This window comes from Amycolatopsis camponoti, from assembly GCF_902497555.1.
Lineage (GTDB): Bacteria > Actinomycetota > Actinomycetes > Mycobacteriales > Pseudonocardiaceae > Amycolatopsis > Amycolatopsis camponoti.
Genome location: NZ_CABVGP010000001.1, coordinates 2,055,881 through 2,081,561 on the forward strand (window position 1 = coordinate 2,055,881; position 25,681 = coordinate 2,081,561).

Below are 25,681 nucleotides of genomic sequence, written 5' to 3' on the forward strand. Positions count from 1 at the left end.
AGTTGCAGACTGTGCAGGTTTCAGCTGCGCGGGTTTCAAGAAAACGCGAAGGCGGCCGGTGCCTGTGCGCACCGGCCGCCTTTTCGCTTGTCTGGGTTACCGCTGGATGTCGGCGGACAGTTCCTTGAGCTTGGCCTCGTGCTCGCGGGCGTGGTGCCCGCAGAAGAGCAGTTCCCCACCCTTGCTGAGGATGGCTCGTACCTGAGCTGCAGCTCCACACCGGTCACAGCGGTCGGCAGCGGTCAGTTCGGGGCGGGTGAGCGTCGGCGTTGTCATGGGGGTCTCCCTCCGTCCCGGCACCGGTTGCCCGGTGCCATCGATCCAGCTACGCCCACATCGGGACTGATGCCGGTGGCGGCGATCGCCTTCGGCTCCGCGGTGTTCGTGCTTCCACTCTTCCAGACGTTCGGCGGCTCGCAAGTGTTCCCGCGCCGGTGGGGACCTGAGTCACGCCGATTTACCCCGTATGCCGTAGCGGCGTCCCGCAATGTAGGAGACGAATATCCGGAGAGTTACGTTTTCCGTGGTCAGGCACCATGGACTCGTGAGCACACAGACTTCGCCGAGGAGGCTTTCCGCGGTACCCGCCCCGCTGTTGTTCGTTCTCAGCGGAATTTCCATGTACGCCGGAGCGGCCATCGCGGTCGGCCTTTTCGGCCACGCGACCCCGGCCGGCATCGCCTGGCTCCGCTGCCTGGGCGCGGCGGTGGTCCTCCTGGCCTGGCGGCGCCCGGGGCGCGCGGCCTGGCGCGGCCGCCGGCTGGTGCTGGCGATCGCGTTCGGCATCGTGACGGCGGGCATGAACGTGCTCTTCTACGAGGCGATCGCCCGCCTCCCGCTGGGGACGGTGGTGGCGATGGAGTTCCTCGGCCCGGTCCTGGTGGCCGCGTTCGGGTCCCGCTCACCGCGCGACGTGCTGGCGGTGGTCCTGGTGGCGTGCGGCGTGGTGGCGATCGCCGATGTCCAGCTGTCGGGGTCCGTGATCGGTGTCGTGTTCGCGCTGGGCGCGGCGGCGGCGTGGGCGGGGTACATCCTCCTGGGGAAGCGGGTGGCGTCGTCCGAGGGATCGGGCATCGACAGCCTGGCGATCGGCTTCGCGGCGGCGACGGTGGTGCTTTCTCCGCTGGCCTTCGGGACGGGTGAGGTGTGGTCTTCGCCTCGGATGCTGCTGCTCGGGGTGGGGGTCGGGGTGTTGTCGACGGTGGTGCCTTATGCGTTGGACCAGGTGGTGCTGCGCCGGCTGGGACAGGCGCGGTTCGCGGTGCTGCTGGCGTTGCTGCCGGTGACGGCGGGAGTGATGGGGTTCGTGTTGCTGGCCCAGGTGCCTTCGCCGGTGGAAGCGGCGGGGACTTTGGCTGTGGTCGGTGGGGTGGCTTTGCGGAGCCGGGATGAGGCTGTTCGGCCTGGTCCGGAGCCGCCGGGGTGAGTGGTCGCTGGTGGCGGGTTGCGGGATCGGCCGGGTTGCCGGGCTGATGGCCGCTGAGCTGCCGGGGCTGCCGGCTACCGGCGCAGGGCCGATCGCTGTCGGGCCGCCGGGGTTGCTGGCCGCCGGTTTGCCGGAGCTGCTGGGCTGACGGCCGCTGAACTGTCGGGCCGTTGCTGGCCGCCGGTTTGCCGGAGCTGCTGGGCTGACGGCCGCTGAACTGTCGGGCCGCCGGGGTTGGTGGCGTCGGGACCGCCGGGTTGACCGCGCCGGTTTGTCGGAACAACCAGGCTGACGGCCGCTGAGCTGCAGGGGTGCCGGGCCGATGGCGCCGAGTTGCCCACAGGCCGTCCGTGATGTGGACAACCCGGCCCCGACCGGGGCTTGCCGCGGGTTTCCGTCGGGCGCCGCCGATACGCTGGAGCGGGGACGGACCCCCTGGGAAGGGTGGGCCGCGCCCCCGGGCCGGAGGAGGCGGGTGCCATGACCAAGGCGGCGTCAGCCGCGGCGAAGGACTTCGCCGCCGCCGGGGTGGGTGGGGTTCACCTCGCCTGGGCCGACAACAACGGAATCCCGCGCTCGCGCATCGTCCCCATCGGTGGCCTCGCCGATGCCGCCACGCGGGGGGTCGGGGCCACCTCGCTCTTCGCCGTCTTCGACAGCCATGACGCCATCACCTACGGGCACGCCGGCCTCTCGACCCCCTCCGGGGACGTCCGGCTCGTGCCCGTCGTCGAGCGGCTGCGGCGGCTCGCCGGGCAGCCCGCGCTCGCCTGGGCGCCCGTCCGGCAGCTCACCCAGAGCGGCGATCCCTGGCCCTACTGCCAGCGTGCCGTCCTCGAAGCGCAGGTCGCCGAGGGTGCGCGCCGCGGGCTCGAGTTCCGGGCCGGTTACGAGCTCGAGTTCGCCGTCGCTCCCGCCGGCAGCACCGATGTCGTCACCTCGCCCGGGCACCCCGGGCCCGCCTACAGCCCGCACGCCCTCGTCGGGCTCGACGGCTTCGTCGCCGCCCTCCTGCACGACTTCGCCGCCAACGGCCTGCGGATCGGCCAGCTGCACGCCGAGTACGGCGTGGCGCAGCTCGAGCTGTCACTGGCCGCCACCGATCCGGTTTCCGCCGCCGACGACCAGCTGCTGGCCCGGCAGACCATCCACGCCGCCGCACACGCGCACGGCCTCGTCGTCAGCTTCGCGCCGCTGATCGGACTCGGCGCGGCCGGCAACGGCTGGCACCTGCACACCTCCGTCCGCCGCAAGGGCCGCAACCTCCTCGACGACGAAAGCGGCGTCCCGACCGGTGACGGCGCCGGCTACCTCGCCGGCCTGCTGCGGGACCTGCCGGCGTTGACCGCGATCACCGCCCCGAGCGTCCCGTCGACCCTGCGGCTGCGCCCCGGCTACTTCGCGGGCGCGTACGCGTTCTGGGGCGTCGAGAACCGGGAGGCGCCGCTGCGGTACGTCCCGGGCTCGCAGCTGCTGGGCGCCGACCACGCGAACGTCGAGCTCAAGACGTCGGACGCCTCCGCCAACCCCTACCTCGCCCTCGCCGTGGTGCTGGCCGCCGGGATGGCCGGCATCGCCGACGCCGCCGCGCTGCCCGCCCCGATCGCCGAAGACCCGGGCGGCTGGACGGAAGGCGAGCGGGAGACGCGCGGCGTGCGCCGGCTGCCGGCCGACACCGCCGGGCAGGACGCCGCCCTGACGGCGTCGCCGCGGGTCGCCGGGGTGCTCGGCGACGACCTGCTCGGGGCCTTCCGCGCCGTCCGGGCGTCCGACGCGGCGTGGGCCGCGGAGCGCACGGCCGACGAAATCGTCGCCGCGCACCTGTGGCTTTATTGAGGCTGGGACAATGGACCCGACGAATCCGGGAAACCGCTGAGGGGACCGATGTCTTCGGGGATCGACGGCGGACAGCTCGACCTGTCCGGGGTGCGGTGGCTGCCGGGCGGGGCCCGGCTGGCCGCGATCGCCCAGGCGGAGCTGCCGCAGAAGGACGGCCTGGCCGCGGCGTTCTGCGGGCTCGCGGCCCTGCGCGCGGCCGGGCTCGACGTGCCCGACCAGGACACCGTCGCGCTCGCCGCGGGCACGGTCCGCGGGCCGGTCGTGCGCCCGCCGGGCGAGGCCGGCCGCGCGGAGTTCCGGTTGTCCGTGCCGCACGTCGACGACCCGGCCGCGGCGGGCACGCGGGTGTCCGGGCTGGCGACGGCCGTCCGCGCGCTGTCGGGTGGCGCTCTCGCGGCGGTACCGGTGACGGGGGAGTGGACCACCGAGACGCTCTTCGACCTGCTGATCGGGCTGTGGGACGTGCCGCGCGTCGCGGTGATCGCCCGGATCGACGGCGCCGAGCTGGGCGCCCACGACACCCCGGAACGCGCGCTGCTCGACTACCTCGACACCGGTGTCCCGCCACTGTGGACGTCCCGCTGGCGCCCGCCGGGTGGCCACTTCGTGCTCGTGGCCGGGGTCCGCATCGGCGCGGAGGGCACGCTGCTGTCCGTTGTGGACACTTATCCGTCGTTCGGGGACAACGGGATCCACGACCAGCCCGTCGAGTGGGTCGCCGCGGCGCTGGCCGGGCTGGGCGTGCTGGTGGTCGTCGACGCGGACCAGGTCGCCGTGACGCGCGAGGCGGCCCGCGTCGCCGGCCTCGCTCCGTCGGCGTGGGACTGACCTCGCCGGCGTTCTCCGGCGCGAAGCGGGAATGGCGGCGGCCGTAGGCGAAGTAGATGACCAGGCCGATCGCCAGCCACACGGCGAACCGGATCCAGGTGAGCACGTTCAGGTTGAGCATCAGGTACAGGCACGCCAGCGCCGCCACGACCGGGACCACCGGCGAGAACGGCACGCGGAACGGCCGGTCCAGGTCGGGGCGACGGCGGCGCAGCACCGGCACCGCGACGGCCACGATGATCATCGCCGACAGCGCGCCGATGCTCACCATGTCGGCCAGCTCGGAGATCGGGATGAACGCGGCCAGCACGGCGATCAGCACGGCGCCGCCGATGGTCATCCGGTGCGGGGTGCCCCAGCGCGGGTGGGTGCGGCCGAGCGCCTTCGGCAGCAGGCCGTCGCGGCCCATGGCGAAGCCGATCCGCCCGATCGTGACGAGCTCGACCATCATCACCGACGTCAGCCCGGTCACCGCGCCGAGCGAGATGAGCGCGCCGACCCAGTGCTGGCCGACCTTGTCGAACGCGTCCGCCAGCGGCGCGCCCGTGTCGATGTCGGTGAACGGGATCATGCCGGTCAGCACGATCGACACGCCGATGTAGAGCAGCGCGCACACGCCGAGCGCGCCGAGGATGCCGACCCGGAGGTCCTTGCGCGGGTTCAGCGTCTCCTCGCCGAGGTTCGCGAGCGCCTCGAAACCGGTGTAGGCGAAGAAGACGATGGCGGCGGCGGTGACCATCCCGGCGATGCCGTAGACCGACTGCTCCAGGCCGAGCGCGGCCTGGACGATCGGCTGCTCCAGCACCGTCGAGCCGTTCGCGGGAGGCTGGGCCGGCGGGATGAACGGCGTCAGGTTCGCGCCCTTGACGAAGAACAGGCCGACGGCCAGCACCAGCACGCAGACGGCGACCTTCACGCAGACGAGCAGGTTGGTCAGCCAGGCCGACTCCTTGATGCCGAGCACGGCGACGACGGTCAGCACCGCGATGATCAGCACCGCCCCGACGTTCACCTTCGCGTCCTCGCCGAACCACTCCGGCGACAGCCCGAGCAGGTTGGCCAGGTAGCCGGACCAGCCGCGCGACACCACCGCGGCGCCGAGCGCGAACTCCAGCAGCAGGTCCCAGCCGATGATCCAGGCGAAGACCTCGCCGAGGGTGGCGAAGGCGTACGTGTAAGCACTTCCGGCGGTGGGGACGCTGGAGGCGAGCTCGGCGTAGCAGAGCGCCGCGAGCCCCGCGACGACCGCGCCGAGCACGAACGACAGCGTCACCGCGGGCCCGGCGTGCGTCTTCGCCTCGACGCCCGCGAGGGTGAAGATGCCGGTACCGATGATGATCCCGACGCCGAACCCGACCAGGTCGCGCCCGCGCAGCCGCCGCTTGAGCTCCCCGGAGTCCTGGCGCTTCAGGACGTCGTCCACGTTCAAGGTTCTCCGCACACCCATGAGGAGAAGTTAGAAGGTCACGGGATTTTTCGCAGAACGGTTCCAGGGTGACCTCCGTCGCGCGGATGGCGCGATCGGCCGGGCACCGGAATGCTGGGCCCGTGCCCGACGACATCCCCTCCCGCAGCGCCCTGCACCAGCTCGCCGACCGCTACGGCGTCGCCACCCGGTACGAGAACGCCGACCAGGTCTGGGTCGAGGTCGAAGACGACGTCGTCGTCGCCGTCCTCGGGCAGTTCGGGGTCGACGCCACCAGCGACGACGCGATCGCGCGGGCGCTCGATGTGCGGGAAACTCCCGGCAGGCTGCCGCCGACCATCGTCCTGAAGGAGGGCAGTACGCGGAGCCTCGGGACCAACGCCGAGATCTTCCTCGAAGACGGGGGCCGGCGCGTCACCGCCGGCGAGCTGCCCGCCGACCTGCCGCTGGGCTGGCACCGGATCGTCACCGCCGACCAGGACGTCGTGCTCGCCGTCGTCCCCGCGAAGCTGCCGGACGTCCCGCCGGCCTGGGGCTGGATGCTGCAGCTCTACGCCCTGCACTCGGCCGGGTCGTGGGGCATCGGCGACTACGCCGACCTCGCGACCTTCGCCGCCCGCTCGGCCTCGGAGCTGGACGCCGGCGTGCTTCTGGTCAACCCCGTGCAGGCCTTCAGCCCGGCCCACCCGGTCGAACGGTCGCCGTACTCGCCCGCGAGCCGGCGCTTCGCCAACCCGATCTACCTGCGTGTCACCGCGACCGAGACGTTCGAGCGGGCCGACGCGGCGACGCGGGAGGCGGTCGAGTCGCTGGTCCCGGACCGCGACGGCGAGCTCATCGACTACGACAAGGTCTGGACGGCGAAGCGCGCCGCCCTCGAGCTGCTGTGGCCGCACCGCGTCGAGGAGCTGCCCGAAGACCGGGACCTCGAAGACTTCGCCCTCTTCTGCGCCCTCGCCGAGCAGCACGGCGCCGACTGGCGGGAGTGGCCGGAGCCGCTCCGGAACCCGGCCGGGCCCGAGGTCGAAAAAGCTCGCGAGGAGCTGAAGGACCGCGTCGGCTTCCACACCTGGCTCCAGCACCTCTGCCGGGAGCAGCTGGAAACCGCCCGGAAAGCGGCGAAAGACGCCGGGATGACCGTCGGGATCGTGCACGACCTGCCCGTCGGCGTGCACCCGGGCGGGGCCGACACCTGGGCCGCCCGGGACGTCTTCGCCGCCGACGTCCGTGTCGGCGCGCCGCCGGACGCCTTCAACCAGCAGGGCCAGGACTGGAACCTGCCGCCGTGGCGGCCGGACAAGCTCGCCGAGGCCGGGTACGCGCCCTTCCGGGACGTCATCCGGGGTGTCCTGCGCTACGCCGACGGCATCCGGGTCGACCACATCGCCGGGCTCTGGCGGCTCTGGTGGATCCCGCCGGGCGAGCCCGCGCACCGCGGCACGTACGTCCACTACGACGCCGAGGCCATGGTCGGCGTGCTCGCGCTGGAGGCGCACCGCGCCGGCGCGATCGTCGTGGGGGAGGACCTCGGGACCGTCGAGGAGACCGTCACCGAGACCATGCACGAGCGCGGCATGCTCAGCTCGGCCGTGCTCTGGTTCGAGCGCGACTGGGACGCGCCGGGCAAGCCGTTCACGCGCCCGGCCGAGTGGGACCCGGCGGCGATGGCCAGCATTTCCACGCACGACCTGCCGACGGTCACCGGCTGGCTGCGGGGCGAGCACGTCCGGGTCCGGGCCGAGCTGGGGCTGCTGGACCGGGGCGTCGAGGCCGAAGAAGAGGCGGCCGCCGCCGAACGTGAAGCTTTGTTCGAACTCGTTGCGCGCGAAGGGATCCCGGACGACGACCCGGTCGTCGCCTTGCACACGCTGCTCGCGGAGGCCGCGTCGCGGCTGGTGCTGACCTCGCCGGCGGACGTCGCGGGCCAGGTGCGGCAGCCGAATCTGCCCGGGACGGTCGACCAGTACCCTAACTGGCGGATTCCCCTTCCCGTCAGCGTCGACGGCTTCTTCACCGCGAAGGGGGTGCGCGCCGCGGTGGCCCCGCTGGCTGCGGCGCGTCCGTTGCCCGGGTAACGGGTACCCCCCGGCGCACGACCCCCGCAGTGATGCGCGTCCGCGAGTGCGGGCGCGCCCGGTACACCCTGTAACAGCTCGAGGAGACCCCAGTGCGGCCCTGGCCCGGAACGCCCTACCCGCTCGGCGCCACCTACGACGGAGTCGGGACGAACTTCGCCCTCTTCTCCGAGGTGGCCGAGCGAGTCGAACTGTGCCTGTTCGACGCCGAGGGCAACGAGACGCGGTACGCGCTCGAAGAGGTGGACGGCTTCGTCCACCACGGCTACCTGCTCAACGTCGGGCCCGGCCAGCGGTACGGCTTCCGGGTGCACGGCCCGTACGACCCGGCCCGCGGCCTGCGCTGCAACCCGAACAAGCTGCTCATCGACCCCTACGCGAAGGCCGTCTCGCACGGCGTGAAGTGGGACGAGTCGCTCTTCGGCTACCAGTTCGCCAACCCGGAGGAGCGCAACGACGACGACTCCGCCGGCCGGGTGCCGTACTCGCTGGTGGCGAGCCCGTTCTTCGACTGGGGCAACGACCGCCAGCCGAAGCGGCCGTACAACGAGACGGTCATCTACGAAGCGCACGTCAAGGGCATGACGGTGAACCACCCGTTCGTGCCCGAGGCGCTGCGGGGGACGTACGCCGGGATGGCGCACCCCGCCGTCATCGAACACCTGCAGAAGCTCGGCGTGACGGCGGTGGAGCTGCTGCCGGTGCACCAGTTCGTCTCCGACCACGGCCTGGAGGAGAAGGGCCTCACGAACTACTGGGGCTACAACACGATCGGCTACTTCGCGCCGCACGACTCCTACGCCGCGATGCCCGGCGAAGGCGGCCAGGTCCAGGAGTTCAAGGGCATGGTCAAGGCCTTCCACGAGGCCGGCATCGAAGTGATCCTCGACGTGGTTTACAACCACACCGCGGAGGGCAACCACCTCGGGCCGACCCTGTCGATGCGCGGCATCGACAACGAGGCCTACTACCGCGTGGTCGAGGGGGAGCCGGAGTACTACATGGACTACACCGGCACCGGTAACTCCCTCAACGTGCGCAACCCGCACACCCTGCAGCTGATCATGGACTCGCTGCGCTACTGGGTGACGGAGATGCACGTCGACGGCTTCCGCTTCGACCTCGCCTCGGCGCTGGCGCGCGAGTTCTACGACGTCGACCGGCTGTCCACGTTCTTCGACCTCGTGCAGCAGGACCCGATCGTGAGCCAGGTGAAGCTGATCGCCGAGCCGTGGGACGTCGGCCCGGGTGGCTACCAGGTCGGCAACTTCCCGCCCCTGTGGACGGAGTGGAACGGGCAGTACCGCGACACCGTCCGCGACTTCTGGCGCGGCGAGCCCTCGACGCTGGGTGAGTTCGCCTCGCGGATCACCGGCTCGTCCGACCTCTACCAGGACGACGGCCGCCGCCCGTTCGCGTCGATCAACTTCGTCACCGCCCACGACGGCTTCACGCTGCGGGACCTGGTGTCCTACAACGAAAAGCACAACGAGGCCAACGGCGAGGACGGCCGCGACGGCGCCGACGACAACCGGTCGTGGAACTGCGGGGTCGAGGGCGAGACCGACGACCCGGAGGTCAACGAGCTGCGCATCCGCCAGCAACGCAACATGCTGGCCACCGTGCTGCTGTCCCAGGGCGTGCCGATGGTCCTGCACGGCGACGAGTTCGGCCGCACCCAGCAGGGCAACAACAACGTCTACTGCCAGGACTCCGAGCTGTCCTGGATGGACTGGGAGCTGGCCACCGAGCACGCCGACCTGGTGCGGTTCACCGGCGGGGTGAGCGCGTTCCGGCACCAGCACCCGGTGTTCCGCCGCCGCCGGTTCTTCCAGGGCGGCCCGGTCGGCAAGGGCGACAAGCTCGGCGACATCGCCTGGTTCACCCCGGCCGGCGAGGAGATGACCGAGCAGAACTGGGACGACGGCTTCGGCAAGGCGGTCGTCGTCTTCCTCAACGGCCAGGCGATCCCCGACCTCGACCCCCGCGGGATGCACGTCGAGGACGACTCGTTCCTGCTCGCGTTCAACGCCCACTACGAGGACATCGACGCCAAGCTCCCGGGCAACGGCTACGGCCAGGCCTGGACGGTCGTCATCGACACCGCGACGGGCGAGGTCGAGCCGCGCGAACCGAAGTCCATCGAAGGCGGCGGCCAGTTCACGCTGCCCGCCCGGTCCCTGATCGTGCTGCAGCGAACGGAGCCCGCATGACGGTGCCGGAGTCGACCTACCGGGTGCAGCTGCGCCCGGAGTTCCCCTTCAGCGAAGCGGCGGAGATCGCCGGCTACCTGCGAGACCTGGGCGCCGGCGCGCTCTACGCGTCGCCGGTGCTCGACGCGGCACCCGGCTCGACCCACGGCTACGACGTCGTCGACCCGACGCGCGCGCGGCCGGAGCTGGGCGGCGAGGCGGCTCGCGCGGCGCTGAGCGCGAAGCTGAAGGAGCTCGGGCTCGGCCTGGTCGTCGACATCGTGCCGAACCACATGTCGGTCGAGGTGCCGAAGGTCAACCGGTGGTGGTGGGACGTGCTCACGCACGGCCGCGACTCGGAGTTCGCGTCCTTCTTCGACGTCGACTGGGCACGCGGGCCGCTCCTGCTGCCGGTGCTCGGCGACGATGACGCCGTCTCGGAGCTGACCGTCGAGGGCGACGAGCTGGTTTATTACGACCACCGCTTCCCGATCGCCCCCGGCACGGGAAGCGGGACACCGCAAGAGGTCCACGAGCGCCAGCACTACCGCCTGATCGGCTGGCAACGCGGCAACGCGGAGCTGACCTACCGCCGGTTCTTCGACATCACGAACCTGGCCGCGGTCCGCGTCGAAGACCCGACGGTGTTCGCCGAGACGCACGGCGAGGTCCTGCGCTGGGTCGCCGACGGCGACGTCACCGGCCTGCGCGTCGACCACCCGGACGGCCTCGCCGACCCGGGCGGCTACTTCCGGCGGCTGCGGGAGAACGCGCCGAACGCGTGGATCGTGGCGGAGAAGATCCTGCACCCCGGCGAGCCGCTGCCGCAGAGCTGGCCGGTCGACGGCACCACCGGCTACGACGCCCTGCGCGAGATCGCCGGCGTCTTCGTCGACCCGGCCGCCGAGCCCGACTTCACCGCGCTGGCCACGGAGCTGGGCGTGAAGACCGGCTACCACCGCGTCGAGGCCGAGGCCCGGCGCCTGGTCACCGAGCACATCCTGGTCGCCGAGGTCCGGCGGATCGCCGCGCTGCTGCCCGACATCGACCCGGAGCAGGCCCGGCAAGCCGTCGCCGAGACCATGGTCGCTTTCCCCGTCTACCGCTCCTACCTGCCCGAAGGCGCGGCGAACTGGGCGGCCGCGATCGACGGGGCCCGCCAGGCGCGGCCCGACCTCGCCGACGCGCTGCTCATCCTCGACGCCTACGTGCGCAAGAACCCCGAGAGCGAGCTGGCCACCCGGATCCAGCAGACGTCCGGCATGGTCGTGGCCAAGGGCACCGAGGACACGACGTTCTACCGCTACACCCGCTTCGCCGCGCTGAACGAGGTCGGCGGCAACCCGGACCGGTTCGGCCTCGGCGTCGAGGAGTTCCACCGCCTGGCAGCCGAGCGCGAAGCCGGGCACCCGGCCTCGATGACGACGCTGACCACGCACGACACCAAGCGCTCGGAGGACACCCGCGCGCGGATGGCGGTGCTTGCGGAGGTGCCCGGCGAGTTCGCCGAGGCCGTCCGCCGGTGGACCGCGCGACGCGGCATCGACGAGCCGTCGCTGAACCTCCTGGCCTGGCAGACGCTGGTGTCGACCTGGCCGATCGAGCCGGCCCGGCTGCGGGACTACCTCGACAAGGCGGCCAAGGAAGCCAAGCTCCGGACCAGCTGGACCAGCCACGACGAGGCGTTCGAGGCCGACGTCGCGGCGTGGCCCGAAGACGTCCTCGGCGACGCCGAGCTGGCGTCCGACGTCGAGGCGTTCGTCGCGCGCATCGAAAAAGCGGGGTACGCGAACTCGCTCGGCCAGAAGCTGGTGCAGCTGACCGCGCCCGGCGTCCCGGACGTCTACCAGGGCACCGAGCTCTGGGACTTCTCCCTGGTCGACCCGGACAACCGCCGCCCGGTCGACTACGCGGTCCGCCGCGAAATCCTGGCCCGCGTCCTCGACGGCGAGCTGCCGGAGATCGACGCGTCGGGCGCGGCGAAGCTGCTCGTGGTGCACAAGGCGCTGCGGCTGCGCCGCGAACACCCGGCGCTGTTCCGCGGCTACCGGCCGCTGCGGGCCGAAGGAGCCGCGGCCGAGCACTGCCTGGCCTTCACCCGGAGCGCGGACCTGGCGGTCGCGGTGACGCGGCTGCCGATCGGCCTCGAAGCCGCCGGCGGCTGGCGCGACACCGTGCTCCCGCTGCCGGCCGGCGTCTGGACCGACGTCCTGACCGGCCGCGACGTCACCGGCGAGCCCGCCGTCCTGTTCGAGCGGTACCCCGTCGCGTTGCTGGTGCGAGGAGACGCATGAGGTTCAGCGTGTGGGCGCCGTCCGCCCGCCGGGTCCGGGTGACCGTCGACGCCGGCGTGCACGAGATGACCGCCGGCGACGGCGGCTGGTGGCACGCCGAGGCCGAGGGGATCAACTACGCCTTCGTCCTCGACGACTCCGACGACCGCCTGCCCGACCCGCGGTCGCGGTGGCAGCCCCACGGCGTCCACCGCGAGTCGCGCGTCTACGACCACGGCGAGTTCGAGTGGACCGACGACGCGTGGCACGGCCGGCAGCTCCCGGGCGGGGTCGTCTACGAGCTGCACGTCGGGACGTTCACCGAGGGCGGCACCTTCGACGCGGCCATCGACCGGCTCGACCACCTCGTCGACCTGGGCATCACCCACGTCGAGCTGCTGCCCGTCAACTCCTTCGACGGCACCGCGGGCTGGGGGTACGACGGCGTCCTCTGGGGCGCGGTCCACGAGCCCTACGGCGGGCCCGACGGCTTCAAGCGGTTCGTCGACGCGGCCCACGCGCGCGGGCTGGCCGTCGTGCTCGACGTCGTCTACAACCACCTCGGGCCCTCGGGCGCCTACCTCGACCGGTTCGGCCCGTACTTCGCCGGGCAGAACGACTGGGGACCCGGGCTGAACCTCGACGGCGCCGGCTCGGACGAGGTCCGCCGGTACGTCGTGGACAACGCGCTGAGCTGGTTCCGCGACTTCCACGTCGACGGCCTGCGCCTGGACGCGGTGCACGCGCTGCTCGACCGGCGGGCCGTCCACCTGCTCGAACAGCTCGCCACCGAGACCGAGGCCCTGTCCGCGGCGCTGAACCGGCCGCTGACGCTGATCGCCGAGTCCGACCTCAACGACCCGAAGCTGGTCACGCCCCGTGAGCGCGGCGGGTACGGCCTGCACGCGCAGTGGTCGGACGACTTCCACCACGCGCTGCACGTCAAGCTCACCGGCGAGGACTCGGGCTACTACACCGACTTCGCCGCGCAGGACGCCGTCGAGCGGGTCCTGCGCGGGGTGTTCTTCCACGCCGGGACCTGGTCGTCGTTCCGCGAGCGGACCCACGGGCGCCCGGTCGACACCCGGACCGTGCCGGGCCACCGCTTCCTCGCCTACCTGCAGGACCACGACCAGATCGGCAACCGCGCCACCGGCGACCGGCTCTCCACGACGGTCTCGCCGGACCGGCTGGCCTGCGGCGCGGCGATCCTGTTCTGCTCGCCGTTCACGCCGATGGTGTTCATGGGGGAGGAGTGGGCGGCGAGCACGCCGTGGCAGTTCTTCGCTTCCTTCCCGGACCCGGAGCTGGCCGACGCGGTCCGCACGGGCCGCCGTCGCGAGTTCGCCCGGCACGGCTGGGGCGAGTCCGACGTGCCCGACCCGATGGACCCGGCGACCGTCGAGCGTTCCCGGCTCGACTGGACCGAGGTGGACACGCCCGGCCACCGGGAGATGCTGGAGCTGTACCGGACGCTGATCCGGCTGCGCCGCGAGCGGCCCGAGCTGGCCGGCCCATGGCTCGCCGACCTGCGGGTCGACACCGCACCGGACGGCTCGTGGCTCGTGCTGCACCGCGGCGGGCTGCGGCTGGCCGTCAACTTCGGCCCCGGCCCGGTCACGCTCCCGCTGGGCGCGACCACGGCCCTGCTGACCTGGGCCGGGGCCACCGTGGACGGTGGTGCCGCCGAGCTGGCCCCGGACAGTTTCGTTCTGGTCGAAACCCGGTAACTCCGGCGGCACCCCGCGCGCGAAGCGGGCCGGATCTGGGACGATTCAGGAATGGCCACACGACCCTCGACCCAGCACGTCCTCGCCGGACGCCCGTTCCCGCTCGGCGCCCACGCCGAGGCGGGCGGCGTCCGGTTCGCGATCACCTCCGCCGTCGCGGACGCGGTCGACCTGTGCCTGATCGACGCCGACGGGTCGGAGCGCCGGATCGCGCTCACCGAACGCACGTTCGGCGTGTGGCACGGCCTGGTGCCCGGGGTGACGCCGGGGCAGCGGTACGGCTACCGGGTCCACGGCCCGTACGACCCGGCCCGCGGCCTGCGCTGCAACCCGCACAAGCTGCTCCTCGACCCGTACGCCCGGCAGATCACCGGCGGGCTCACCGACCTGACCGCGGCGCAGGGCTTCACCGGCGACCCCGAGCGCGGGCCGATGTCCACAGTGGACTCACTCGGCAGCGTGCCGCTGTCGGTGGTGTCCTCGCCGGGCGGGCCGGACACCGGCGTCAAGCCGGAGGTCCCGTTCGAAGAGGCGGTGGTCTACGAGCTGCACGTCAAGGGGTTCACCCAGCGGCACCCGTTCATCCCGGAGGCCCTGCGCGGCACCTACCTCGGCTTGGCCCACCCGGTGGCCATCGAGTACCTGACCCGGCTCGGCGTCACGTCGGTGGAGCTGCTGCCGGTGCACTCGTTCCTCGACGAGCCGTCGCTGGTCCGGGCCGGGCGGCACAACTACTGGGGGTACTCGCCGCTCGGCTTCTTCGCGCCGCACGCGGCCTACGCCAGCGAGCCCGGCCACGAGGTCGAGGAGTTCCGGCTGATGGTGGCGGCCCTGCACGCGGCCGGCATCGAGGTGATCATCGACGTCGTGTTCAACCACACCTGCGAGGGCGGCCCCGACGGCCCGACGCTGAGCTTCCGCGGGCTGAACGCGCCCGTGTACTACCTGCACACCGAGCGCGGCCACATGGCCGACATCACCGGCTGCGGCAACACCCTGGAGGCCGGCTCGCCGACCGTGGTCCGGCTGGTCACCGACTCGCTGCGGTACTGGACGCAGGAACTGGGTGTCGACGGCTTCCGGTTCGACCTGGCCAGCACGCTCGGCCGGGCCCGCGGCGGCCCGTTCGACCCCGCGTCGACGCTGCTCACCGCGATCACCACCGACCCGGTGCTCTCGCGCTGCAAGCTCATCGCGGAGCCGTGGGACGCCACCGGCGAGGGCTACCGCGTCGGCGGCTTCGGCGCCCAGTGGGCGGAGTGGAACGGCCGCTACCGCGACACGGTGCGCGACTTCTGGCGCGGCGCGACCGGCGTGCGCGATCTCGCCTACCGGCTGTCCGGTTCGTCGGACCTCTACGACCACAACCTGCGCCGTCCGTGGCAGTCGATCAACTTCGTCACCGCCCATGACGGCTTCACGTTGCGGGACCTGGTGTCCTACAACGAAAAGCACAACGAAGCCAACGGCGAGGACAACCGCGACGGCGGCAACGACAACCGCTCGTGGAACCACGGCGTCGAGGGTGACACGGCCGACCCGGAGATCCGCGAGCTGCGCGCGCGGCAGGTGCGGAACATGTTCGCCACGCTGCTGCTGTCCACCGGCACCCCGATGATCACCGCGGGCGACGAGTTCTGGCGGACCCAGCGCGGCAACAACAACGCCTACTGCCTCGACGACGAGACGTCCTGGCTGGACTGGACGCCGGAGGACCCCGAGGCGGAGGCCATGTTGACCTTCGCGCGGCGGGTCGTCCGGCTGCGGGCGAACAGCCCGGCGCTGCGGCAGCCGGAGTTCTTCGAAGGCCGGACGACGCCGACCGGCAAGCCGGACCTGGTCTGGTTCCGCCCCGACGGCGAGGAGTTCGGCGAGACCGACTGGTTCGAGGACCGGCACACCCTCGGCATGTGGGTCGACGGCTCGAACAGCCAGGCCCGCAACCGCGACGGCGAGCTGGTGCCCGACCACTCGTGGCTGATGTGGCTGCACGCGGGGGAGGAGCCGGCCGAGGTGGTGCTGCCGGGCCGCGAGTACGGCGAGACGTTCAAGCCGACGCTCGACACGAGCACTTCGGACGGCAGCCCGGCCGACCCGGGCCCGCTGGAGGCCAAGAGCCGGGTGACGCTGCGGTCGCGTTCGCTGCTCCTGTTGCGCGCCCCGCGCCTGGCCGCGGACCCCGCGCCCGAACCCTACTGACGCGTACCGCACCGGACGACACGTGCTTCAAGGGTCGACACGCGTGATCAGGAGGTCGACACGCGTGATCCGAGGGTCGACACAGCGACCGGCATCGTGTCGACTCCCCAATCACGCGAGTCGGCTCCTCAATCACGCGTGTCGACCTTCCGATCACGCGAGCCGGCCGGTCCGCGTGTCGTCCATTCGGGTACGGGTGTTCACCGCGGCTTCCGGGCGGTAGGTCACCGGCGCGCGGTTAACCTGTCGGACATCTGCCGGAAATTCGTTGCGGGGAAAGCGTTTCACCCGCGCCCGCGTGGGTACAGAACAAGAGAGACCTGCCTCGATCGTGCGTGATCGAGTCGGGCAGACTGACGACGCCTGCGCACAATCCGACACTTCGAGGGGCGTTGCCCATGACCGGCCGGCTCGGCATCGACGACGTCTCCCCCAGCGTGAGCTGCGGCCGGTACCCGGCCAAAGCCGTTGTGGGGGAACACATCCCGGTCACCGCGACCGTCTGGCGGGAAGGTCACGACGCGGTCGCCGCCACCGTCGCGTGGCGCGGCCCCGGCGACCGGCTGACCCGCCAGGCGCGCATGGTGCCGCGCGGTCCCGACCACCCCGACGAGTTCGCCGCCGTGATCGTCCCGGACACCACCGGTATGTGGACCTACCGCATCGACGCGTGGGGCGACCCCTGGGCGACGTGGGAGCACAACGTCGAGGTGAAGGTGGCCGCCGGGCAGGGCCCCGAGGACCTCGCCAACGACCTCGAGAACGGCGCCCGGCTGCTGGAGCGCGTCTCGCGCCGCCCGGACCGCCGCGCGGAGAAGGCGCTGCTGACCGGCGCGCTGACCGCGTTGCGTGACACCGAGCGCAGCCTCGCCGAGCGGGTCGGGCCCGCGCTCTCGCCCGAGGTCCGCCAGCTGATGCACGAGTTCCCGGTGCGCGAGCTGATCACCAAGGGCAAGCCGCACAAGATGTGGGTCGACCGCCGCCGGGCCGCGTTCGGCTCCTGGTACGAGCTGTTCCCCCGCTCCACCGGCGGGGTCGACGCCGAGGGCAAGCCGGTGCACGGCACCTTCACCACGGCCTCCGCCGCGCTCGACCGGGTCGCGAAGATGGGCTTCGACGTCGTCTACCTGCCGCCGATCCACCCGATCGGCCGCGTGAACCGCAAGGGCCCCAACAACACCCTCGACGCCAAGCCGGAGGACGTCGGCTCGCCGTGGGCCATCGGCGCCGACGAAGGCGGCCACGACGCCATCCACCCGGACCTCGGCACCTTCGAGGACTTCGACGCCTTCGTCGCCCGGTCGGAAGAGCTGGGCATGGAGGTGGCGCTGGACTTCGCGCTGCAGGCCGCCCCCGACCACCCGTGGGTCCTGAAGAACCAGGAGTTCTTCACCACCCGTCCGGACGGCTCGATCGCCTACGCGGAGAACCCGCCGAAGAAGTACCAGGACATCTACCCGATCAACTTCGACAACGACCCCAAGGGCGTCTACGAGGAGATGCTGCGGGTCATCACGGTCTGGATCGACCACGGGGTGAAGATCTTCCGGGTCGACAACCCGCACACCAAGCCGCCGGACTTCTGGGCCTGGCTCATCCAGTCCGTGAAGGACGCCCACCCGGACGTCCTGTTCCTGGCCGAGGCGTTCACGCGCCCGGCGCGGCTGTGGGGCCTGGCCCGGCTCGGCTTCACCCAGAGCTACACGTACTTCACCTGGCGCACCGGCAAGCAGGAGCTGATCGACTTCGCCATCGACCTGCGCGAGCACTGGCACGAAGGCCGGCCGAACCTGTTCGTCAACACCCCGGACATCCTCCACGAGTCGCTGCAGCGCGGCGGGCCCGGCATGTTCGCGCTGCGGGCCGCGCTGGCCGCGACGATCGCGCCGACGTGGGGCGTCTACTCGGGGTACGAGCTGTTCGAGCACCTCCCGGTCCGCGAAGGCAGCGAGGAGTACCTCGACTCCGAGAAGTACCAGCTGCGCCCGCGCGACTTCGAGCGCGCGCTGGCCGAGGGCCGGTCGCTGGAGCCGTGGATCGCCAAGCTCAACGCCGTCCGCCGCGCGCACCCGGCGCTGCAGCAGATGCGGACCCTGCACTTCCACCACGTCGACAACGACGCGCTGCTGGCGTACTCCAAACAGGACCCGGCCACCGGTGACACCGTGGTCACCGTCGTCACCCTCGACCCGTACGCGCCGCAGGAAGGCACCCTGTGGCTCGACACGGCGGCCCTCGGGTTCGAGGCGCACGAACGGTTGATCGCGCACGACGAGGTCACCGGCGACACCTGGGACTGGGGTCCGGCGAACTTCGTGCGGCTCGAGCCCTGGCGGGCCGTGGCGCACGTGGTGTCGGTCCGGCGGCGGCTGGCCGGTTAGCGGGGGAAGGAACGGATCGAGGGACTGAGGTGGAACACATGGCGGAGGAAGCCCGCCCCGACGCGGCACTCGGGCTGGACGGTGTGCCGCACACCGGTGAGGCGATGACGGCCGACGGGATGCTCGTGGAGCCCCAGGCCGGGGACTTCCGCTCGGCGCAACAGGCGCCCAGCAACCCGGAGTGGTTCAAGGGCGCGGTGTTCTACGAGGTGCTGGTGCGCGCGTTCGCCGACTCGAACGGCGACGGGACCGGCGACCTGCGCGGCCTGGCCGGCCGGCTGGACTACCTGGCCTGGCTCGGCATCGACTGCCTCTGGCTGCCGCCGTTCTACGCGTCGCCGTTGCGCGACGGCGGGTACGACATCAGCGACTTCCGTGCGGTGCTGCCGGAGTTCGGCAGCGTCGAGGACTTCGTGTTCCTGCTGAACGAAGCCCACCGGCGCGGCATCCGGGTGATCACCGACCTGGTGCTCAACCACACCTCGGACGCGCACCCGTGGTTCCAGCAGTCCCGCAGCGACCCGGACGGCCCGTACGGCGACTACTACGTGTGGAGCGACGACGACTCCCGCTACGCCGACGCGCGGATCATCTTCGTCGACACCGAGTCGTCGAACTGGACCTACGACCCGGTGCGCGGGCAGTTCTACTGGCACCGCTTCTTCTCGCACCAGCCCGACCTGAACTTCGAGAACGCCGACGTCCAGAACGCGATGATCGACACCCTGCGGTTCTGGCTGGACCTGGGCATCGACGGGTTCCGCCTGGACGCCGTGCCGTACCTGTTCGAGCAGGAAGGCACCAACTGCGAGAACCTGCCGCGCACGCACGAGTTCCTCAAGCGCTGCCGCAAGGTCGTCGACGACGAGTACCCGGGCCGGATCCTGCTCGCCGAGGCCAACCAGTGGCCCTCGGACGTCGTCGAGTACTTCGGCGACCCGGCGGTCGGCGGCGACGAGTGCCACATGGCGTTCCACTTCCCGCTGATGCCGCGGATCTTCATGGCCGTGCGCCGCGAGTCGCGGTTCCCGATCTCGGAGATCATGACCCAGACCCCGGAGATCCCCAGCGGCAGCCAGTGGGGCATCTTCCTGCGCAACCACGACGAGCTGACCCTCGAGATGGTCACCGACGACGAGCGCGACTACATGTACGCGGAATACGCCAAGGACCCGCGCATGAAGGCCAACATCGGCATCCGCCGCCGGCTGGCCCCGCTGCTGGACAACGACCGCAACCAGCAGGAGCTCTTCACCGCGATGCTGCTGTCGCTGCCGGGCTCGCCCGTTCTGTACTACGGTGACGAGATCGGTATGGGAGACAACATCTGGCTCGGCGACCGCGACGCGGTCCGCACCCCCATGCAGTGGACCCCGGACCGCAACGCCGGCTTCTCCTCCTGCGACCCCGGCCGGATCTACCTGCCGGTGATCATGGACCCGGTGTACGGCTACCAGGGCCTGAACGTCGAGGCGCAGTCGAACAACGCGTCCTCGCTGCTCAACTGGACCCGGCGGATGATCGAGGTGCGCAAGGAGCACCACGCGTTCGCGGAAGGCGAGTTCGTCGACCTCGGCGGGTCCAACCCGAGCGTGCTGGCCTACAAGCGCCAGTGGCGGCGCCCGGACGGCGGCGAGGACGTCGTGCTCTGCGTGAACAACCTCTCCCGGTTCCCGCAGCCGGTGGAGCTGGATCTGTCCGCGCACCGCGGGTGCACGCCGGTGGAGCTCACCGGTGGCGTGCAGTTCCCCAGCATCGGGGACCTGTCGTACCTGCTGACGCTGCCGGGACACGGCTTCTACTGGTTCCAGCTGACGAGCCCGGGAGACGAAGGCGAAGCGAGGTGAGTCCCTTGTCCGACCCGCGTGAGCTGGTGGACGACCTGATCGGCGACCTGCAGCACTGGCTGCCGGAGCAGCGCTGGTTCGCCGGCAAGGACCGGCCGGTGACCGGCGTCCGGCCGCTCGGCGTGACCGAGCTGGTCGAAGGCGACCCGCAGCTGCTGCACGTGGTCGTCGAGGTCGCCCAGGGCGACCGGCGCGAGCCGTACCAGCTGCTCGTGGGCCGGCGGACGCACCCGCCGGAGATCTCGTCGGGCAGCTGGATCGGCGCCGTCGGCGACCTCAACGCCTACGAGGCGTCCGGCGACCTCGACGTCACCGGTGTGCTGCTGGACCTGATGGCGCGGGAGGGCCGCGTCGGCTCCCTCGTCTTCGAGCACGAGCCCGGCGTCGAGCTGGACACCGGCCTGCGGGCCCGGCCGATCACCTCGGAGCAGAGCAACACGTCGCTGGTCTACGGCGGGCAGTACATCCTCAAGCTGTTCCGGAAGCTGACGCCGGGCAAGAACAAGGACCTGCTGCTGCACCGGGCGCTGCAGGGCGTCGACAGCAAGCACATCGCGCCGGTGCTCGGCTCGATCACCGGCGACCTCGACGGCGAGCCGACCACGGTCGGCATGCTCCAGCAGTTCGTCGCGGACGCGGTCGACGGCTGGGCGATGGCCACCACCAGCGTCCGCGACCTGATGGCCGCCCCGGAGCTGCACGCCGAGGAGGTCGGCGGCGACTTCGCCGGCGAGGCCGAGCGGCTCGGGCGCGCGGTGGCCGAGGTGCACGCGGACCTGGCCGAGGCCCTCGGCACCGAACCGGTCGACGCCGGCGAGCTGGAGCGCTCGACGAAGGCGATGCTCGAGCGGCTCGACACGATCGCCGGGCGGGTGCCGGAGCTGGCCGCGCACGCCCCGGCGCTGCGGGCGGCGTTCGAGAAGCTGCGTACGCTGCCCGCCGGCGCCGTGACCATGCAGTACATCCACGGCGACCTGCACCTGGGCCAGGTGCTGCGGACCGTCACCGGGTGGCTGCTGATCGACTTCGAGGGCGAGCCGGCGGCCCCGGTGGAGGAGCGGCACGCGCTTCGGTCGCCGTTGCGCGACGTGGCGGGCATGCTGAGGTCGTTCGACTACGCGGCCCAGCAGATGCTGGTCGGCCACCCGGACGACTCGGCGCTGGCCGCGCGGGCCCAGGAGTGGTCGCACCGCAACCGGGCGGCGTTCTGCGAGGGTTATGCCGCGGTCGCGGCCGACCCGCGTGACCAGGGCGAGCTGCTGCGCGCCTTCGAACTGGACAAGGCGGTCTACGAAGTGGGCTACGAGCACGCGAACCGGCCGGACTGGCTCGGCGTGCCGCTCGCTTCGATCGCCCGGATCACCGACGGAGAGGGATGACGCCGTGAACGCGGTTCCGGAAGGCCTCCCGGCCGCCGCCCCGGCGGCCGCGGACATCGACCGGCTGCTGGCCGGTTCGCACCACGACCCGCACTCGGTGCTGGGCGTGCACGCGGTGGGGAAGGGTTTCGTGGCCCGGGCGCTGCTGCCCGGCGCCAAAGCCGTCGCGCTGCTCAGCGGCGAGCACCGGTACCCGATGGAGCCGGTCATCGACGCGCTGTTCGCCGTCGCGGTGCCGGAGCACCCCGGCGACTACCGGCTGGAGATCGACTACGACGGGCACTCCGTCACCGCCGACGACCCGTACCGCTGGCTGCCCACGGTCGGCGAGCTGGACCTGCACCTGATCGGCGAAGGCAGGCACGAGCGGCTGTGGGAGGTGCTCGGTGCGCACGTCCGGGCGTACGAGACGCCAGGCGGCGTCGTCGACGGGACGTCGTTCGCGGTCTGGGCGCCGAACGCCCGCGGCATCCGCGTGATCGGCGACTTCAACGGCTGGGACGGCCGCGGGCACGCGATGCGCTCGCTCGGCTCGTCCGGGGTCTGGGAGCTGTTCGTGCCGGGCGTCGGCGCCGGCTCCTGCTACAAGTTCCGAATCCTCGGCGCCGACGGCAACTGGCGCGAGAAGGCCGACCCGATGGCGTTCGGCACGGAACACCCGCCCGCGACGGCGTCGGTCGTCACCACCTCCGGGCACCTGTGGGACGACGACGCGTGGGTCGCCCAGCGCGAGGCCACCGAGTGGTCCGCGGCGCCGATGAGCGTCTACGAGGTCCACCTCGGCTCGTGGCGGCCCGGGCTCGGCTACCGCGAGCTGGCCGACCAGCTCGGCGACTACCTGGTCGAGACCGGCTTCACCCACGTCGAGCTGCTGCCGGTGTCGGAGCACCCGTTCGGCGGCTCGTGGGGCTACCAGGTGACGTCGTACTACGCGCCGACGTCCCGCTTCGGCTCCCCGGACGACTTCCGCTACTTCGTCGACCGCCTGCACCAGCGGGGGATCGGCGTCCTGGTCGACTGGGTGCCCGCGCACTTCCCGAAGGACAGCTGGGCGCTGGCCAAGTTCGACGGCACGGCGCTGTACGAGCACGCGGACCCGCGCCGCGGCGAGCAGCCCGACTGGGGCACGCTCGTGTTCGACTTCGGCCGCAACGAGGTCCGCAACTTCCTCGTCGCCAACGCGCTGTACTGGATCGAGGAGTTCCACCTCGACGGCCTGCGCGTCGACGCCGTCGCCTCGATGCTCTACCTCGACTACTCCCGCAAGGACGGGGAGTGGCTGCCGAACCAGTACGGCGGCCGCGAGAACCTGGACGCGGTGAAGTTCCTGCAGGAGCTGAACGCGACCGTCTACAAGCGACACCCGGGTGTCGTGATGGTGGCCGAGGAGTCGACGGCGTGGCCGGGCGTCACGCGCCCGACGCACCTGGGCGGCCTCGGGTTCGGCTTCAAGTGGAACATGGGCTGGATGCACGACACGCTCCGGTACCTGTCCCACGAGCCGATCCACCGTGCCTACCACCACAACGAGATGACGTTCTCACTCGTGTACGCGTGGAGCGAGAACTTCGTGCTGCCGCTTTCGCACGACGAAGTGGTGCACGGCAAGGGATCCCTGTGGGGCCGCATGCCGGGCGACGCCTGGAACAAGGCGGCCGGGCTGCGTTCGCTGCTGGCGTTCATGTGGGCGCACCCGGGCAAGCAGCTGCTGTTCATGGGCGGCGAGTTCGGCCAGCCGTCGGAGTGGTCGGAGCAGCGGTCCCTGGACTGGCACCTGCTCGACGAGCCGCTGCACCGCGGGGTCCAGGACCTGCTGCGGTCGCTGAACTCGGTGTACCGGTCCTCGCCCGCGCTGTTCAGCCAGGACACGTCACCGGACGGCTTCCGCTGGATCGACGCGAACGACTCGAGCGGCAACGTCCTGAGCTTCCTGCGCATCGGCACCGACGGATCCCGGCTGGCCTGCGTCGCGAACTTCTCGGGCGTGCCGCACCACGACTACCGGGTCGGCCTGCCGTCGGCGGGCCGCTGGCTCGAGGTGGTCAACACGGACGCGGAGGCCTACGGCGGCTCGGGCGTCGGCAACCTGGGCGCGGTGGAGGCGACGGAGGACCCGTGGCACGGCCAGCCGGCCTCGGCCGTCCTCCAGCTCCCCCCGGCCGGAGTCCTCTGGCTGGCCGAAGGGACCCCCGCGGACCCCGACCTGACGTGACCAAGGGGTCGACACGCGTGATCCTGAGGTCGACACGCGTGATTGAAGGGTCGACACGGCGACCACGCTCGTGTCGACCCTCCAATCACGGGTGATGCCCCTTCAATCACGCTTGATGCCTCTCCCGTCACGCGAGATGCCCTTCCGAACACGCGAGTCACCTCGTCGATCACGCTCGGCGGGGTGAAAATGGGTCCGCCGGGTGGGCGTCGCGGGCTTACCATCAGTGCATGGCCGGCGCCGGCGGCGTCCTCGTGAACCTGATCCTCTTCGCCGTGGTCTGCATCGCTCCCACGGTGCTCTTCTGGTGCGCGTTGCGCGCCCCGAAGCTGCTTCACCGGCTCCTCGAGAAGCGCGCGAAGCCGCAACCCGCGGGTCCGCCGATCGAACGCGTCGCCGCGGACCTGCGGCGGGTGCACCGCCTGCTCGCCGGCTACCCGTCCGGCACCCCGGCCGCGCGGCGCCTCGGCACGCGGCAGGCGTACGACGAGCTGCTCGCCCAGGCCTGCCGCCAGGTGGACGTCCCGCACCGGCTCGCCGAGCTGCCCGAGGGCATGGACCGCGAGATCGAACGCCTGCGCGTCGAGGAGTCGCTGCGGGAGCGCGGCCTGGCCGTGCCCTGACTTGTACGGGCCGTGTACGCGGCCCGGTCACGCTGCCGGCATGCGACTTGTGCTCGGTCTCGTGACACTGCTGCTGCTCGGCCTGACGACGACGGCCCAGGCCGCCGCGAACTTCCCCCGCCTCAACGCGGCGACCGTCGACGGCTACCGGCTCACCCCCGGCGGCTCCTTCGCCACCTACGGCAGCCGGATCACCGCCCTCGACGAGAAGCTCCCGCCGCGCGGCCTGCCGCAGCTCCTCGGCGACGCCAACCGCACGGCCCGGCCGCTCTGCCACGGCACGTACCTCGCGGCCGCGCTGAAGCCCGCCGGCTTCTGCTGGGAAGACGCGAACGACGACAAGACCAACGACTGGATCCCCCAGGGCCTCACCGGCTCGGGGGACGCGGACCCGGTGACCGGGACCGTCGGCGGCAAGCGCGTCGTCGCGACGTCCTGGCACACCCCCGGCGACACCATGGTCCGGCTGTCCTTTGTGGACGCCAGCGGCCTCGGCTACCGGCACGTCCTGCTCGTGGAACCGACGTCCGACACCGATTTCGCGGTCGTCACCGGACACGGGCACGGCATGACGTGGTCCGGGAACCTGCTCTACGTCGCGACCACCGGCGGCCTGATCCGCGTCTTCGACACGACGCACTTCTGGCAGGTCGACGCCAGCTCCGCGACGGTCGGCCTCGGCACCGACGGCCGGTACCACGCGGCGTACTACGACTACGCGATGCCGCAGGTCGGCGCCTACTGGTACCCCGGCGGCGGCGCGTGCACGACGGGGACCGGCGCGCGGCCGTGCCTGTCGACGCTCTCCTTCGACCACGGCGATTCCACGTTCGTGACGGCGGAGCACGCGGCCGAGGCGGGCGGCCGGGTCCTGCGCTGGCCGTTCGACGCCTCGACGGGCCGCCTGAAGACCTCGGCCGACGGTCAGGTGCACGCCGTCGAAGGGTTCTCGTCGCCGGTGTGGGGGATGCAGGGCGCGGTGGCGCGGAACGGCTACTTCGTCCTGACGGGAGTCTGCCCGGAGTACGCCGGAGCGGCCGGCGACCACCCGTCGTGCCTGCACGGCGGGGTCGGCGGCGTCTCGACGTCGAGGCTGGCCGGCCAGGCGCCGGTCAACAGCCAGAACCTGTCCTACTGGCCGGCGACGGGGGAGCTGTGGCTGCTGAACGAGCAGCTCCGGGAGCGCGTGGTGGTGCACGTCCCGTGGACGACGCTCACCGGCCGGGCCTGAACGCGGAAGAACCCCGCCAC

The 25,681-nt window shown here is 71.7% G+C and carries 16 protein-coding genes and 1 pseudogene; 15 read left to right on the plus strand and 2 right to left on the minus strand.

Annotation, left to right across the window (positions count from 1 at the left end; translation table 11 throughout):
- Positions 1-96: 96 nt before the first annotated feature.
- Entirely contained in the window at positions 97-276 is a 180-nt protein-coding gene (locus AA23TX_RS09910) for a DUF7455 domain-containing protein (RefSeq protein WP_155542262.1), read from the minus strand.
- Between the two features lie 343 nt (positions 277-619).
- Between AA23TX_RS09910 and AA23TX_RS09915 the strand changes: the two genes are divergently transcribed.
- From AA23TX_RS09915 to AA23TX_RS09930, 4 genes are all read left to right on the plus strand, one after another.
- Positions 620-1,426 carry an EamA family transporter gene (locus AA23TX_RS09915; protein WP_155542263.1) on the plus strand — a complete coding sequence of 269 codons (807 nt, stop codon included), beginning with the start codon at positions 620-622 and terminating at the stop codon, positions 1,424-1,426.
- The gene (locus tag AA23TX_RS09920) at positions 1,389-1,574 is read left to right on the plus strand and encodes a hypothetical protein (protein ID WP_155542264.1); all 186 of its coding nucleotides are present in this window, start codon (positions 1,389-1,391) and stop codon (positions 1,572-1,574) included. Before AA23TX_RS09915 ends, AA23TX_RS09920 begins: the two co-directional genes overlap by 38 nt.
- 332 nt (positions 1,575-1,906) lie before the next feature.
- Positions 1,907-3,262, plus strand: coding sequence for a type I glutamate--ammonia ligase (locus tag AA23TX_RS09925; RefSeq protein ID WP_155542265.1), 1,356 nt, complete (start codon positions 1,907-1,909; stop codon positions 3,260-3,262).
- Positions 3,263-3,310: 48 nt separating this feature from the next.
- Positions 3,311-4,093: a DUF6885 family protein gene (locus tag AA23TX_RS09930; RefSeq protein ID WP_155542266.1), complete on the plus strand. Its 783-nt coding sequence runs from the start codon at positions 3,311-3,313 to the stop codon at positions 4,091-4,093.
- Positions 4,094-4,103: 10 nt separating this feature from the next.
- On the opposite strand, the pseudogene AA23TX_RS09935 reads toward AA23TX_RS09930, so the two are convergent.
- Positions 4,104-5,516 (minus strand): annotated as a pseudogene (locus tag AA23TX_RS09935) (amino acid permease); the annotation flags it as partial.
- A 125-nt stretch (positions 5,517-5,641) separates the two neighbouring features.
- Between AA23TX_RS09935 and malQ the strand changes: the two are divergent.
- The 11 genes from malQ to AA23TX_RS09990 all read left to right on the plus strand — a co-directional run bounded on the left by malQ (position 5,642) and on the right by AA23TX_RS09990 (position 25,661).
- Positions 5,642-7,594, plus strand: coding sequence for a 4-alpha-glucanotransferase (gene malQ / locus AA23TX_RS09940; protein ID WP_155542267.1), 1,953 nt, complete (start codon positions 5,642-5,644; stop codon positions 7,592-7,594).
- A gap of 92 nt (positions 7,595-7,686) precedes the next feature.
- Positions 7,687-9,807, plus strand: coding sequence for a glycogen debranching protein GlgX (gene glgX / locus AA23TX_RS09945; RefSeq protein WP_155542268.1), 2,121 nt, complete (start codon positions 7,687-7,689; stop codon positions 9,805-9,807).
- Positions 9,804-12,080: a malto-oligosyltrehalose synthase gene (treY, locus tag AA23TX_RS09950; RefSeq protein ID WP_155542269.1), complete on the plus strand. Its 2,277-nt coding sequence runs from the start codon at positions 9,804-9,806 to the stop codon at positions 12,078-12,080. The genes glgX (AA23TX_RS09945) and treY overlap by 4 nt, the downstream gene beginning before the upstream one ends.
- Positions 12,077-13,789, plus strand: a complete 1,713-nt coding sequence (gene treZ / locus AA23TX_RS09955; RefSeq protein WP_155542270.1) for a malto-oligosyltrehalose trehalohydrolase — start codon at positions 12,077-12,079, stop codon at positions 13,787-13,789. The genes treY and treZ overlap by 4 nt, the downstream gene beginning before the upstream one ends.
- Before the next feature lie 51 nt (positions 13,790-13,840).
- The gene (gene glgX, locus AA23TX_RS09960) at positions 13,841-15,988 is read left to right on the plus strand and encodes a glycogen debranching protein GlgX (RefSeq protein ID WP_155542271.1); all 2,148 of its coding nucleotides are present in this window, start codon (positions 13,841-13,843) and stop codon (positions 15,986-15,988) included.
- Positions 15,989-16,386: 398 nt separating this feature from the next.
- Positions 16,387-18,369 (plus strand): maltotransferase domain-containing protein, encoded by a 1,983-nt coding sequence (locus tag AA23TX_RS09965; RefSeq protein ID WP_155542272.1) that lies wholly within the window; start codon positions 16,387-16,389, stop codon positions 18,367-18,369.
- 38 nt (positions 18,370-18,407) lie between these two features.
- Positions 18,408-20,216: a maltose alpha-D-glucosyltransferase gene (gene treS / locus AA23TX_RS09970; protein WP_155542273.1), complete on the plus strand. Its 1,809-nt coding sequence runs from the start codon at positions 18,408-18,410 to the stop codon at positions 20,214-20,216.
- A gap of 5 nt (positions 20,217-20,221) precedes the next feature.
- Entirely contained in the window at positions 20,222-21,595 is a 1,374-nt protein-coding gene (locus tag AA23TX_RS09975) for a maltokinase N-terminal cap-like domain-containing protein (protein WP_155542274.1), read from the plus strand.
- 4 nt (positions 21,596-21,599) lie between these two features.
- Positions 21,600-23,807 (plus strand): 1,4-alpha-glucan branching protein GlgB, encoded by a 2,208-nt coding sequence (gene glgB, locus AA23TX_RS09980; protein WP_155542275.1) that lies wholly within the window; start codon positions 21,600-21,602, stop codon positions 23,805-23,807.
- Positions 23,808-24,037: 230 nt separating this feature from the next.
- Positions 24,038-24,430 carry a hypothetical protein gene (locus AA23TX_RS09985; RefSeq protein WP_155542276.1) on the plus strand — a complete coding sequence of 131 codons (393 nt, stop codon included), beginning with the start codon at positions 24,038-24,040 and terminating at the stop codon, positions 24,428-24,430.
- Between the two features lie 40 nt (positions 24,431-24,470).
- Positions 24,471-25,661 (plus strand): hypothetical protein, encoded by a 1,191-nt coding sequence (locus tag AA23TX_RS09990; RefSeq protein WP_155542277.1) that lies wholly within the window; start codon positions 24,471-24,473, stop codon positions 25,659-25,661.
- Positions 25,662-25,681: the final 20 nt, after the last annotated feature.